A 12,712-nucleotide genomic window follows, 5' to 3' on the forward strand; every position below is an offset into this window, starting at 1 on the left:
CTGTTCGTCCTAGGTCTAGACATATAGGCGATTTTGTAAATCTCACGAAGGTGCATCCGGAAACGACGAAGGCGAGCCCGTGCGGGCTCGCCTTCGGTTCGATTCCGTCCCTACCGGGACTCTGCTTCAGGACTCGTCGGTCGCCGATCCCGGTATCTCCCCGAGCCGGGCCCGGAAGACCTGGGTGTCCGCGGCACAACCGTGGACGGTCGGATTCCGGTCGCACGCCGACAACCACGCCGAGTCGCCGGGCCTCAGCGTCACCGACTCGCCGTCGCACTCGACGCGGGCATCGCCTGCGGTGCACAGCAGGATCTGTGGTCCGTCGGCACCGACCCCGAGGGCGTCGCCCGCGCCGAGATCGATGCGGGACAACGCGAACTCCGGTGCCGGGGTGCGGTAGCGGCGTTCGATCGGACTCTGCCCCGACCCGGTCTCCGCCGAGGCCTCCGGCACGGCTTCGAGAATCGGCACCGAGGCCGCACCGAAGTCGAGCACCCGCAGCAGTTCGGGCACGTCCACGTGCTTCGGGGTGAGACCACCGCGCAGCACGTTGTCGGAGTTCGCCATGACCTCGACACCCATGCCGTGCAGGTAGGCGTGCAGATTTCCCGCGTCGAGGTACAGGCCCTCGCCCGGCTGCAGGGTGATGCGGTTGAGCAGCAGCGAGGCGAGCACTCCGGCGTCGCCGGGATAGAAGTCCGCCAGCTGCAGGGCCGTGCGTACCTCCGGAACGAAATCGCGTTCGCCGTCCCGTCCGGCCGCGAGATAGGTGACGCAACCGTCGAGCACACGCGGCAGCAACGCTGCGAGAGCGGGCGGGGGCAACGTGATCCAGGTGGTGAACAGCGCCCGCAGACCGCTCGAATCGGGTTGGCCCGCGAGCAGTCCCACATAGGGGTCGAGTTCCGGCACGGCCAGCGCCTCGAACAGCTCCACGGTCCGTTTCGGGTCACGGAAGCCGGCCAGGGCCTCGAACCGGGTCAGCGCCACCACGAGTTCGGGCTTGTGGCTGGCGTCCTTGTAGTTGCGGACGGGCGAGTCGATCGGGATGCCGAGTGCTTCCTCACGAGCGAAGCCCTCGGCCGCCTGGCCGGCGCTGGGATGCGCCTGCAGCGACAGCGGCTCCTCCGCCGCCAGTAGCTTGAGCAGGAAGGGCAGGCGGGGACCGAACGCCCCCACCGTGCGATCACCGAGGTGTCGCTGCGGATCGGCCGACAACACGTCGAGCAGCGAGTGCTCGTCGCCGTCCGGATCCACCAGCCTGGCGGGATCGGCCGGGTGCGCACCGAGCCACAACTCGGCCTCGGGATGATGGGACGGCACATTGCGGCCACGCAGGGTGGCGATCGCGGTCCGCGATCCCCAGGCGTACGAGCGCACCGCACCTTCGAGTCGGTGCACTATCTCCCCCCTGCCAATCCGAGATATGCGGCCGCCATCTCTGTGCGGACGGTCAACACTGCCACCTGTTCCAGCACGGTCGGAACCGTGCTCGATTCGAATTCTCCGATCACGGACATCAATTCCACATCCGGAAGTGCCGCCGTCCTGCGCTGCGCCGCCGAGCGGTCGGGGTCGGTGCTGAGCACGAACACCCGTGCCGGTGCGATCGGCGCCGGTCCGTCCAGCTCCTCGTCGTGGAAGAACGGGTCGTAGTTCTCACCGCTCGCGGTGACCACATTCGTGAGCCGGTCGCGCGCGACCAGCACGTCGCTCAGTGCCGCAGCGCCGGCGACCACACCCGCCTCCTGGAGCAGGGCCTCCGACGCGTGCCGTGCGAGCACCGTCGTCGCGGCGGAGTCTCCCGCGAACGCCACGCGACGCGACTGCATGCGCACCGCGAGCGACTTTGCGGGATTGTGGAAGACCTCGTTCGCCGGATGATTGCGCGCCGCTTCCTCGTCGGCCGTGTCGGCGACCTCGGCGAGCGGCGGGACACCGGTGATCCGGACGGCGCGCTGCAACACGCCGAGCACCGCACAGAACACCGCGACGTGCCGGGCGAGCACGTACCGGGTCTGGACCCGGACGCGCGGCGGCAACAACATCGCGCGACCGGCCGAGACCGCCCGCACCGGACCTTCGTCGGGGGCGTCGACGACGACCTCAGCGCTGCGACGCAGTCCGGCGTCGATGCTGCGCGCCAGCTCTGGATCGCCGGCGTCGTTTCCCGAGACCACCACGACATCGAGCGCGCCGACCCACGGCGGTGTGGTCGGCGCGGAGATCAGCGGTACACCGGCCTGCCCACCGAACATCGCGACGACCAGTTCCGCGGCCGAGCGGGCGCGGGCGTCGGTGCCGACGAAGACCACACTGCGGGGGTGCATGTCGGTGAGCCGGCCGAGCAGACCTTCGTCGACCGCCGCGGCGACCGCGCGGATCTGGGCGCCGCCGAGGGCCGCGCTCCTGAGGATGCCGTCGACATCGGCGGCGAGAACACCGCCCGCATCGTCGAAGTCGAACAGCGGTGAGGGTGCCGTCACGACCGCATCACCTTCCTTCCGCCGCCGCGACCTCGGCGGGCCGGCTGACAGGGCCCGGTGGGGCCACCGACCCGAGATCGGTGCTCCGCCGAACCGACACCGGCACGACCTGTCCCGGCACTTCGATTATTCCCGTTGTCCCTCCGCCTACGCACGAACGACGGAAAGGATCTCCTTCACCAATGCCTCGACCTCACCGTCCGTGCGGGCCTCCACGTTGAGCCGCAGCAACGGCTCGGTGTTGGACGCGCGCAGGTTGAACCATGCGTTGTCGGGCAGGTCGACGGTGACACCGTCGAGCCGGTCGATCGATACCGCGCGGTCCTCGAACGCCGCGACGACGGCCTCGGTGCGCTCGGCAGCATCGGCGACCGTCGAGTTGATCTCGCCCGACGCCGCGTACCGGTTGTAGGAGCTCATCAACTCGGAGAGCGGACCGTCCTGCGAGGCGAGTGCGGCGAGGACGTGCAGCGCCGCGAGCATGCCGGAGTCGGCACCCCAGAAGTCGCGGAAGTAGTAGTGCGCCGAGTGTTCCCCGCCGAAGACGGCACCGGTCTCGGCCATCTGCTGCTTGATGAACGAATGCCCGACCCGGGTGCGCACCGGCTTGCCGCCCTGCTCGGCGACGAGTTCGGGCACCACGCGCGAGGTGATGAGGTTGTGGATGATCGTCGAGCAGGGTTCCTTGGCGAGTTCGCGGGCGGCGACGAGCGCCGTGACCGCGGACGGGGTGACCGGCTCGCCGCGCTCGTCGACGACGAAGCAGCGGTCGGCGTCGCCGTCGAAGGCCAGGCCCACGTCGGCACCGGACTCGACGACCAGACGCTGGAGGTCGACGAGGTTGGCGGGGTCGAGGGGGTTGGCCTCGTGGTTCGGGAAGGTGCCGTCGAGTTCGAAGTACAGCGGCACGAGATCGACGGGCAGGGCACCGAAGACGGCGGGGACGGTGTGGCCTCCCATGCCGTTGCCGGCGTCGACCGCCACCTTCAGCGGACGCATCTCCGCGAGATCGACCAGGCCGCGGACGAACGAGGCGTAGTCCTCGAGGACGTCCTGCTCGGTGATGCTGCCGCGCTCGCCGTCGTAGGCGGGCACCCCCTCGACGAGGTCGGCGGAGATCTGCGCCAGACCGGTGTCCTGACCGACGGGCTTGGCACCGGCACGGCAGAGCTTGATGCCGTTGTACTTCGCGGGATTGTGGCTGGCCGTGAACATCGCGCCGGGTGCGTCGAGCAGGCCCGACGCGAAGTAGAGCTGGTCGGTGGATGCGAGGCCGATCAGCACCACGTCGAGTCCCTGGGCGGTGACCCCGTCGGCGAAGGCCTGCGAGAGCGAGGGGGACGAGGCGCGCATGTCGTGCCCGATCACCACACGGTCCGCGCTGCCCTCACTGCGCAACAGGCGTGCGAACGACGCTCCGACCTCGCGGACGAACTCTTCGTCGATCTGCTCTCCGACGACACCCCGTACGTCGTAGGCCTTGATGACTGCTGACACCGACTCGGCAGCTCTCGCCACTGTATTAGCTCCTGAACTCGACTCGTGCGATACCGTCCTCCGCGCCATCGCACTCGCTCAGCCTAGTGCGAACGGCTCAGGACGTGGGATCGGGAAGAACACGCAGGTGACCGCGTCGGCCGGTGCGTGCGGTGGGAGGCACGACGGCCCGTTGGGGTTGCTCGGCGTCGTCGTCGCTCGCGTCGGAACGGGAACGCTCCCCCAGGCCGGCCTCGCGTACGGCCTCGGCGAGGGCGGTCAGATCGTCCTCGTCGGGGGTGGCCGACGAGAACGCTCCCTCGTATCGGACGAGTTCCCAGCCCTTGGGTGCCGTGATGCGCGAACCGTGCATCTCGCAGAGATCCCACGAGTGCGGTTCCGCGACGGTCGCCAGGGGACCGACAACGGCAGTGGAGTCCGAGTACACGTAGGTCAGCGTCGCAACAGCAGGGTTCTTGCACCCAGGCCGGCAGCATCGACGCAGTGTTCTCACGACTGGGAGCGTAGCGCGCCGGACGCGCCAGGACTATTCGGACACACCGAAAGGGTGGAGCGATTTTCGTGTCGTAGTGTCCATGGCATGGTCCGCGCACGACGTTCCCGCCCTGTGTCGTCCCGTGCCGTGGCACGCCGCGGCAGGGGAATCCGCGGTCCCCTGTTCCCGCAGAGCCTGCCGGCGTGGAAGACACGCGCGGAGAAATTCGACCTGCTCGTATTGGGGGCGTTCGCGCCGATCGACGCGCGCTGGCACGACCGCCTCACCAAGCTCGACATCGCCGTCGACGAGGTCCCGAAGATCCGGGCACGCGACCCCGACTCGGTCAACTGGCCGGACGAGGTGGTTGCCGACGGGCCGGTGCCGCTGTCCCGGCTCGTGCCGGCGGGGATCGATCGACGAGGCGCTGCCACCCGGGCGCGGATCGTGTTGTTCCGCCGACCTCTCGAGGTGCGCGCGAAGGATCCGGACGATCTGACGGATCTGGTGCACGACGTCCTCGTGCACCAGGTGGCCACCTATCTCGGCGTCGAACCGGAAGTGGTGGATCCGACACTCGACGAGGACGACGAGGACTGAGAAACGTTCCGGATACATGACGAAGGCCGGGTTGCTCGTCCCCCACGGCCGCAACCCGGCCTTCGTCATCCGATTCGGTGTTTCACTCGGTCCCGCACTCCCCGTACCGGGCCGAACTCCTCGTCAGACTATTCCGCGCTTGAGGCGACGGCGTTCCCTCTCGGAGAGCCCGCCCCAGATACCGAACCGCTCGTCGTGAGCGAGAGCGTATTCGAGACATTCGTCCCGGACCTCACACCCCATGCAGATGCGCTTGGCCTCTCTGGTGGAGCCACCCTTCTCGGGGAAGAATGCCTCCGGATCGGTCTGCGCACAGAGCGCACGCTCCTGCCACTGCTCCTCGCCGTCCGCTGGGTCACCGAATCCCGAGATCAAACTCAGGACGGGCACCCCGACGTCCGGGTAGTCACAGACAGCCTCGACTGCAGTATCGCTTCGAGTGAGCTCGAAGCTGTCGCGCTCGCCGGCCATTGTCCCTCCTCACCTGCAGCGCCGAATCATGACCGGGGATCAACCCGCTGCCATCCTTCGAATACTCGTTCGAATGCGGGTTCACCGCAAGGGATCTCGAATTCGATTATCGAATGACATGTATGTGATTAGACACTTCGGGTGTGTCGCGGTCAAGCGGAGCGGCGTTGTTCACATATCATCGGCCGCTTTGCCGAAACGCGTTTCGGACGGTGCGCGACCGGGTAGGCGACGCACCGCTTAGGCTTGGGCCGTGAATGTGACTGTATTGGTCGGAGGTGTCGGTGGGGCGCGTTTTCTCTCAGGTTTGCGCCGGCTTCTCGATATTCCTCCGGGCGTGGAGCCGAATCCGGACGCGGCACACCGCATCACCGCGATCGTCAACGTCGGCGACGACGTGTGGATGCACGGCCTGAGGATCTGTCCGGATCTCGACACCTGCATGTACACCCTCGGCGGTGGGATCGACACCGAACGCGGCTGGGGCCGCGCCGGTGAGACCTGGAACGCCAAGGAGGAACTCGCCGCCTACGGGGCGATCCCCGACTGGTTCGGTCTCGGCGACCGCGACATCGCCACCCACCTCATCCGGACGCAGATGCTGCGGACCGGCTATCCGCTCTCCGCGATCACCGAAGCACTGTGCACGCGGTGGAAGCCGGGTGTGACCCTGCTGCCGGTCTCCGACGACCGCAGCGAGACCCATGTCGTCATCACCGATCCCGAGGACGGTGAACAGCGGGCCGTGCACTTCGAGGAATGGTGGGTCCGCCACCGCGCCCAGGTGCCCACCCACAGCTTCGCCCACATCGGCGCAGAAGAGGCAGAGCCCGCTCCCGGTGTGCTCGAGGCGATCGAGAACGCCGACGCCGTCGTACTGGCCCCGTCGAACCCCGTCGTGAGCGTCGGAGCGATCCTCGCGATCCCCGGTATCCGTGGGGCGCTGCGCACCACGTCGGCGAAGGTCGTCGGCCTGTCCCCCGTCATCGACGGCAAGCCCCTGCGCGGCATGGCCGATGCGTGCCTGGACGTCATCGGAGTGGAGACCACCGCCGAGGCGGTCGGCCGGTACTACGGCGCCCGCTCGGGCACAGGCATTCTCGACGGCTGGCTCGTGCACTCGACAGACAACGCCGAGGTGCCAGGCGTCGAAGTCCGATCCGTTCCCCTGCTCATGACCGACACCGACGCGACGGCCGAGATGGCCCGCGCCGCCCTCGACCTCGCCGGAGTGACCCTGTGATGCCGGACGCCGTCGCCGACCCTGCAGTGCGCGACCACGCGCCGGGCGGCCCGATCGAGATCCTGCCCGTCGCCGGGCTTCCCGAATTCCGGCCCGGCGACGACCTGGCCGCAGCCGTCGCGCAGGCCGCACCGTGGCTGGCCGACGGGGACGTCCTCGTCGTCACCAGCAAAGTGGTCTCGAAGGTCGAGGGACGGATCGTGGCCGCGCCCACCGATCCCGACGCCCGCGACGCGCTCCGCCGGCGCCTGGTGAACCAGGAAGCGGTGCGCGTGCTGGCACGCAAGGGCCGCACCCTCATCACCGAGAACAAGCTCGGCATCGTGCAGGCAGCCTCCGGCATCGACGGATCCAATGTCGACAGCGCCGAACTCGCGCTGCTGCCCGAGAACCCCGATGCGAGCGCAGCGGCGCTCCGCGAACGGATCGGTGCGCTGCTCGGCGTCCGGGTCGCCGTGGTGGTCACCGACACCATGGGCCGCGCCTGGCGCAACGGCCAGACCGACGCCGCGATCGGCTCGTCCGGGCTTCCAGTCCTGCACGGCTACGCCGGCTCCCACGACTCGCAGGGCAACGAACTGCAGGTGACGTCCGTGGCGGTCGCCGACGAGATCGCCGCCGCAGGCGATCTGGTCAAGGGCAAGCTCGGCGGTGTGCCCGTCGCCGTGGTACGCGGACTCGACCTGCCCGACGACGGATCCACCGCCCGCGCCCTGATCCGCAGCGGCGAGGACGACCTGTTCTGGCTCGGCACCGAGGAGGCTCTCGAACGCGGTCGGCGCGAGGCGCTGCTGCTGCGCCGGTCGGTGCGGCAGTTCGCCTCCGAGCCCGTCGATCCCGAGGATCTGCGCGAGGCGGTCGCCGAGGCCCTCACCGCACCCGCACCTCATCACACCCGTCCGGTCCGGTTCGTGTGGGTGCGCACCGAGCAGGTGCGCCGCCGGCTCCTCGACCGCATGCGCGACAGGTGGGCCGAGGATCTCCACGGCGACGGACTCGACCCGGTGGCCGTCGAACGCCGGATCTCCCGCGGCGCGATCCTCTACGACGCACCCGAGGTGATCGTCCCCTTCTGGGTGCCCGACGGCGCACACCACTATCCGGATGCCCGTCGCACCGCGGCCGAGGCGACGATGTTCACCGTCGCCGCCGGCGCCGCGGTGCAGGGCCTGCTCGTGTCCCTGGCCACCCGCGGGCTCGGCAGCTGCTGGATCGGTTCGACGATCTTCGCTCCCGAGGTGGTCCGCGAGGAACTCGGTCTTCCCGCCGAGTGGTCGCCGCTCGGGGCGGTCGCCGTCGGTTACCCGCTCACCGAACCGGAACCGCGCGAACCCGCGGACCCGGGCGACGCCCTCGTGGAGCTGTAGTCGTGTCGGCGCGTTCCCTGCACGCCTCGGCGATCGACCGGCTCACCGCCTGGCGCACCGACTCGGAAGACGCCGAATCGCTGCGGCACACGATGCTGGCGTTCCTCGATTCAGCGCCCGACGGGTGCCTGCGCGAACACGTGCCCGGCCACATCACGGCGTCGTCGATCGTGCTCGACGCCGACCACCGCAACGTGTTGCTCACCCTGCATCCGCGGGTGGGGCGGTGGATCCAGCTCGGCGGTCACTGCGAGCCGTCGGACGACACGGTCGTCGACGCGGCCCTGCGCGAGGCCACCGAGGAATCCGGCATCGCCGATCTGGTGATCGATCCGGAACTGCTGTCGGCGCACACGCATCCGATCACGTGCTCCCTCGGCGTGCCCACCCGTCACCTCGACCTGCGGTTCCTGGTGACCGCACCCGTCGGTGCCCGGCCGGTGCGCAGCGACGAATCCACCGACCTGCAGTGGTGGCCCGTCGACGCGCTTCCGCCGGAGGCCGAGCACGAGACCATCGCGCACATGGTCCGGCTCGCCGCGGCCCGACGGGCCTGAGACGACGCGGCCCGACGGGCCTGAGACGACGCGGCCCGACGGGCCTGAGACGACGGGGCCCGACGGGCCTGAGACGACCACGCTCGTCCCGGTGGGTTGCCGGGACGAGCGTGAGGTCGGAACCGGGCCGTGAGGTCAGAACCGGACAGGGCCGAGGTCGGGGTATTTCGGGGTGATGCCGTCGCCGGAGGATACTCCGCGCAGCCGCCGGCCCACCCAGGGGACGAGGAACTCGCGCATCCACGCGCCGTCCGCGGCGCGTTCCTGGGCCCGTGTGAGGACGGGTGCCTCGTCGAACTCCACCGGTCCGAGACCGTGTGCGACGCCCAGCAGATCGAGCACGCGGATCGCCATGTTGTGGTGGCCGGCCGCGGACATATGCAGCCGGTCGAAGTCCCACATGCGCAGATCGCGGTACTCGTCGAACCGCCAGAAGTCGACGATGGTCGCCCCGTGTCGATCGGCGATCGCCCGGACGAGTTCGTTGTACACGGCCCAGCGGCCGCGCAGCATCCCGAAGACCGGCGCCCAGCTGCCGTCGTAGGCCGTCCACATCAGGATGCGGGCGCCGGTCGCGGCGAGCTTGCCGATCGCCTCGTCGTATTCCGCCGCGAGTGCGTCGAGGTCGAGCTTCGGACGCATGAGGTTGTTGCCGCCGGCATAGATCGTCACGAGATCGGGACGCATCGCCACGGCGGTCTCGAGCTGCTCGTCGATGATCGGTCGCAGCAACCGGCCCCGGATGGCGAGGTTCGCGTACGCGAAGCTCTCCGAGTGCCGCGCCAGCTCACCGGCGACGAGATCGGCCCAACCGCGCAGCCCGTTGGCACGCGTCGGATCCGGGTCGCCGACTCCCTCGGTGAACGAATCACCGAGGGCCACGTATCTTTCGAAACCCACTTCGACCTCTCGACTCACACGTCGGTACTGAACCGGATACCGCCGTCGGGGATCTTCACTCCCGGCCACACCCGGGCACCGCGCAGCAGCTCGCATCGCGCACCGATATCGGCGCCGTCACCGATCACACCGTCGCGGATCAAGGCCCGCGGACCGACCCGTACACCGAAACCGATGATGCTCCGTTCGACCACCGCACCGGCCTCGACCCGCGCACCGTCGAAGATCACCGCGCCGTCCAGGCGGGCACCCGCACCGATCTCGGCGCCGCGGCCGACGACCGTGCCCCCGATGAGCAGGGCGCCCGGGGCCACGGAGGCACCCGGATGCACGAGCGACTCGCCGCGCTGCGGCGGGAGCGCCGGGGACGGAGCGATACCGCGGACCAGATCGGCCGAGCCGCGGACGAAATCCTCCGGGGTGCCCATGTCGCGCCAATAGGCCGCGTCGACGTGCCCGAACACCTTCTTGCCCTCGGTCAGCAGCGCTGGGAACACCTCGCGCTCCACCGACACCGGACGGCCTTCGGGGATCTGCTCGATGATCTCGCGGCGGAAGACGTAGCAACCGGCGTTGATCTGATCGGTCGGCGGATCCTGAGTCTTCTCGAGGAAGGCGGTCACCCGGCCGTCCTCGTCGGTCGGCACACAGCCGAAGGCACGCGGATCGCTCACCCGCACCAGGTGCAGGGTCACGTCCGCCTCGGTCCGCACGTGGGTGTCGAGCACCGCACCGAGATCGGTGCCACCGAGCACGTCGCCGTTGAAGACCATCACGTTGTCGGCGCGCAGCCTCGGCAGCACGTTGCGGATACCGCCGCCGGTGCCGAGCGGCTCGGTCTCGGTGACGTACTCGATCTCGAGACCGAAATCGGAACCGTCGGCGAAGTGCTGCTCGAAGACCTCGGCCTTGAACGAGGTGCCGAGGACGACGTGTTTGATGCCTGCCTCACGGATCCGCGCGAGCAGGTGGGTGAGGAAAGGCACCCCCGCGGTGGGCAGCATCGGCTTGGGTGCCGACAGCGTCAACGGACGTAGCCGCGTGCCCTGTCCGCCGACCAGAATCACCGCATCGGTGTGCGGTGCCGACTCACTCGTCATCGTCTCCCCTGTTCACTGTCGTGCCGACCCGAATGTTCCGGTCGGTCCTCCCGTTCCGACGCTCCCGCACGGCCGCTGCGACCGCCACTCGCGATCGCACCGCGAGCCCGGCCCGCAGAGCCCACCGCAGCGGTGCCTGCCACCCGTGGGGGTGACGGTCCGCCTGGAAGCGGTAGGCACTCTCATGATGTGCCGGAAGCATCAGTTCGGGGTGCCGTCCGGCCGCGTGGCCCTTGGCGTGCATGACCACCGCGGACGGCACGTACACGTTGAGCCAGCCCGCTCGTCCGAGCCGGTCGCCCAGGTCCACGTCCTCCATGTACATGAAGTACCGCGAATCGAAGCCGTCGATCGAATCGAAGGCCGCTCGCCGTAGCAGCAGGCACGATCCGGACAGCCAGCCCACGGGGCGTTCGCTGATCTCCTCGTTCTCCTGCCGGTAGCGACGCGTCCACGGATTGGCCGGCCAGACGGTGCCGAGCAGCGCGTGACCGGCACCGGAGGCGAGGGTGGGGACGGTGCGTGCCGAGGGGTAGACGCTTCCGTCGGGTTCGTGGATCAGCGGCCCGAGCGAGCCGGCTCGCGGCCAGCGACGCGCCGCCTCGAGCAGTTCGTCGATCGAACCGGGGTGCCACCGGACGTCCGGGTTCGCGACGATCACGAACTCCGCGGACGGGTCGATCTCGGCGACCGCGCGATTGATCGCCCCGCCGTAACCGATGTTTCCCCCGGTCCGGAGCAGTCGCACGTTCTCGTGTGCCGCCTCGGCGGCCTCGGGAGCACCGTCGATCGAACCGTTGTCGGCCAGGATCACCTGCGTCGGCAGAACGGTCGCGGAGGTGAGCGAGGTGAGAAAGTTCTCGAGGTGCTCACCGGGCGAATAGGTCACCGTCACCACGGCCAGCGTCGAATCCACGCCGGCCACCTTAGCGACCTCGACGGTGTGCGACACCTCACGGGCCGTTTCCTCACACGTCATCGCGCGGGCGGCACGGTTCCGCTACCGGCGATCGCCTCGTGCAGTGCCTCCCGCCACGGACGGAAGCGCGTCAGGCCGGCACCGATCCAGGCACTGTCGTCGAGCACCGAATAGGCCGGCCGCGGCGCGGGGCGGACGAACTCGTCGCTGCCACAGGGCTGCACCCGCTCCGGGTCGGCGCCGATCTCCTCGAAGACCGCCCGGGCGAGGTCGAACCACGTCGCTTCTCCGGCGTTCGTGGCATGCAGAATCCCACCGGGGATCCGGTCACCGTGCTCGGCGAGTTCGATCAGTCCGTCGGCCAGGTCGCGCGCGTAGGTGGGGCAACCACGTTGGTCGTCGACGACGCGCAGGGTCTCCCGCTCGCCCTCGAGCCGCCGCATGGTCGCGACGAAGTCGTTGCCGTCGCCGGTGTACACCCAGGCGGTGCGCACGACGTGCGCGGTGGGAAGCACCTCCAGCACCGCCCGTTCACCGGCGAGTTTGGTGCGGCCGTAGGCCGTGCGCGGGCCGGTCGGCGCGTCCACCCGGTACGGCTCGGTCGCGTCGCCGGCGAAGACGTAGTCGGTGGAGACATGGACGAGACGGGCACCTCTGTCGGCACAGACGGCGGCCAACACGCCCGGGCCCGTGCCGTTCACCACAGCGGCCCGGTCCTCGTCGGTCTCGGCCGCGTCGACGGCGGTGTACGCGGCGGCGTTGATCACCACGGATCCCGGTTCGACCGCGGCGGCCACGGCCTGTGGATCGGTGATGTCCACCTCGGACGATCCGACACCGCGGATCGGTATCCCCGCCGCGGTGCCGCGGTTCACGAGATGACGGCCGAGCTGGCCACGGGCTCCGGTGACGAGAACGCTACGCACTCGGAGAAGTCTGGCACGCCGGAGTGGTGCGCGCCGGGCGAGCGTCCCCACCAGTAGCCTTCAACCGAGAGCTACATCCACAGACCCCGTACCACCCACAGGAGGAGTACCAGGTGCCGCCAGAGCCGCGTCGCCGCACCGGCCGACGTCCCGCCCCCACGGGACGTC

13 protein-coding genes are annotated in these 12,712 nt (G+C 69.4%); 4 read left to right on the forward strand and 9 right to left on the reverse strand.

Going from position 1 to position 12,712, the window contains the following annotated elements:
- Positions 1-126: 126 nt before the first annotated feature.
- From manA to BO226_RS12950, 4 genes are all read right to left on the reverse strand, one after another.
- A complete protein-coding gene (gene manA, locus BO226_RS12935) occupies positions 127-1,404 on the reverse strand; it encodes a mannose-6-phosphate isomerase, class I (protein ID WP_006550209.1) in 1,278 nt (425 codons plus the stop codon).
- A complete protein-coding gene (locus BO226_RS12940) occupies positions 1,404-2,489 on the reverse strand; it encodes a hypothetical protein (RefSeq protein WP_033097092.1) in 1,086 nt (361 codons plus the stop codon). The genes manA and BO226_RS12940 overlap by 1 nt, the downstream gene beginning before the upstream one ends.
- Positions 2,490-2,636: 147 nt before the next feature.
- On the reverse strand, positions 2,637-4,007 hold the full coding sequence (locus tag BO226_RS12945) for a phosphomannomutase/phosphoglucomutase (protein ID WP_071935411.1): 1,371 nt from the start codon (positions 4,005-4,007) through the stop codon (positions 2,637-2,639).
- 76 nt (positions 4,008-4,083) lie between these two features.
- Complete coding sequence (locus BO226_RS12950; RefSeq protein ID WP_170318468.1) at positions 4,084-4,479, reverse strand: DUF3499 domain-containing protein; 396 nt, start codon at positions 4,477-4,479, stop codon at positions 4,084-4,086.
- 87 nt (positions 4,480-4,566) lie between these two features.
- Here BO226_RS12950 and BO226_RS12955 point away from each other — a divergent pair, with 87 nt between their 5' ends.
- A complete protein-coding gene (locus tag BO226_RS12955; protein WP_033097091.1) occupies positions 4,567-5,061 on the forward strand; it encodes a metallopeptidase family protein in 495 nt (164 codons plus the stop codon).
- Between the two features lie 123 nt (positions 5,062-5,184).
- On the opposite strand, the gene BO226_RS12960 is transcribed toward BO226_RS12955, so the two are convergent.
- Complete coding sequence (locus BO226_RS12960; protein WP_167414258.1) at positions 5,185-5,451, reverse strand: WhiB family transcriptional regulator; 267 nt, start codon at positions 5,449-5,451, stop codon at positions 5,185-5,187.
- Positions 5,452-5,785: 334 nt separating this feature from the next.
- Between BO226_RS12960 and cofD the strand changes: the two genes are divergently transcribed.
- From cofD to BO226_RS12975, 3 genes are read left to right on the forward strand one after another with little or no spacing between them, the layout of a single operon-like run.
- Complete coding sequence (cofD, locus tag BO226_RS12965) at positions 5,786-6,775, forward strand: 2-phospho-L-lactate transferase (protein WP_071935412.1); 990 nt, start codon at positions 5,786-5,788, stop codon at positions 6,773-6,775.
- Positions 6,775-8,142, forward strand: coding sequence for a coenzyme F420-0:L-glutamate ligase (locus BO226_RS12970; RefSeq protein WP_033097202.1), 1,368 nt, complete (start codon positions 6,775-6,777; stop codon positions 8,140-8,142). Before cofD ends, BO226_RS12970 begins: the two co-directional genes overlap by 1 nt.
- Before the next feature lie 2 nt (positions 8,143-8,144).
- Positions 8,145-8,699: an NUDIX hydrolase gene (locus BO226_RS12975; RefSeq protein ID WP_006550201.1), complete on the forward strand. Its 555-nt coding sequence runs from the start codon at positions 8,145-8,147 to the stop codon at positions 8,697-8,699.
- 135 nt (positions 8,700-8,834) lie between these two features.
- On the opposite strand, the gene BO226_RS12980 is transcribed toward BO226_RS12975, so the two are convergent.
- Genes BO226_RS12980 through rfbD form a run of 4 tightly spaced genes read right to left on the reverse strand, consistent with a single transcriptional unit; the run spans position 8,835 to position 12,544 of the window.
- The gene (locus BO226_RS12980; RefSeq protein WP_071935413.1) at positions 8,835-9,599 is read right to left on the reverse strand and encodes an SGNH/GDSL hydrolase family protein; all 765 of its coding nucleotides are present in this window, start codon (positions 9,597-9,599) and stop codon (positions 8,835-8,837) included.
- A 14-nt stretch (positions 9,600-9,613) separates the two neighbouring features.
- Entirely contained in the window at positions 9,614-10,699 is a 1,086-nt protein-coding gene (locus BO226_RS12985; RefSeq protein WP_006550199.1) for a sugar phosphate nucleotidyltransferase, read from the reverse strand.
- A complete protein-coding gene (locus tag BO226_RS12990; RefSeq protein ID WP_071936440.1) occupies positions 10,689-11,615 on the reverse strand; it encodes a glycosyltransferase family 2 protein in 927 nt (308 codons plus the stop codon). The genes BO226_RS12985 and BO226_RS12990 overlap by 11 nt, the downstream gene beginning before the upstream one ends.
- Before the next feature lie 59 nt (positions 11,616-11,674).
- Positions 11,675-12,544, reverse strand: a complete 870-nt coding sequence (gene rfbD / locus BO226_RS12995) for a dTDP-4-dehydrorhamnose reductase (RefSeq protein ID WP_071935414.1) — start codon at positions 12,542-12,544, stop codon at positions 11,675-11,677.
- Positions 12,545-12,712: the final 168 nt, after the last annotated feature.

Origin of the sequence: Rhodococcus sp. 2G (assembly GCF_001886355.1) — a bacterium.
Taxonomy (GTDB): domain Bacteria; phylum Actinomycetota; class Actinomycetes; order Mycobacteriales; family Mycobacteriaceae; genus Rhodococcus; species Rhodococcus pyridinivorans.

Bases quoted from the DNA above. Each gene is read 5' to 3' on its own strand.
- BO226_RS12970 (WP_033097202.1), top strand. From the start codon at position 6,775: ATGCCGGACGCCGTCGCCGACCCTGCAGTGCGCGACCACGCGCCGGGC.
- BO226_RS12985 (WP_006550199.1), bottom strand. From the start codon at position 10,699: ATGACGAGTGAGTCGGCACCGCACACCGATGCGGTGATTCTGGTCGGC.
- BO226_RS12955 (WP_033097091.1), top strand. From the start codon at position 4,567: ATGGTCCGCGCACGACGTTCCCGCCCTGTGTCGTCCCGTGCCGTGGCA.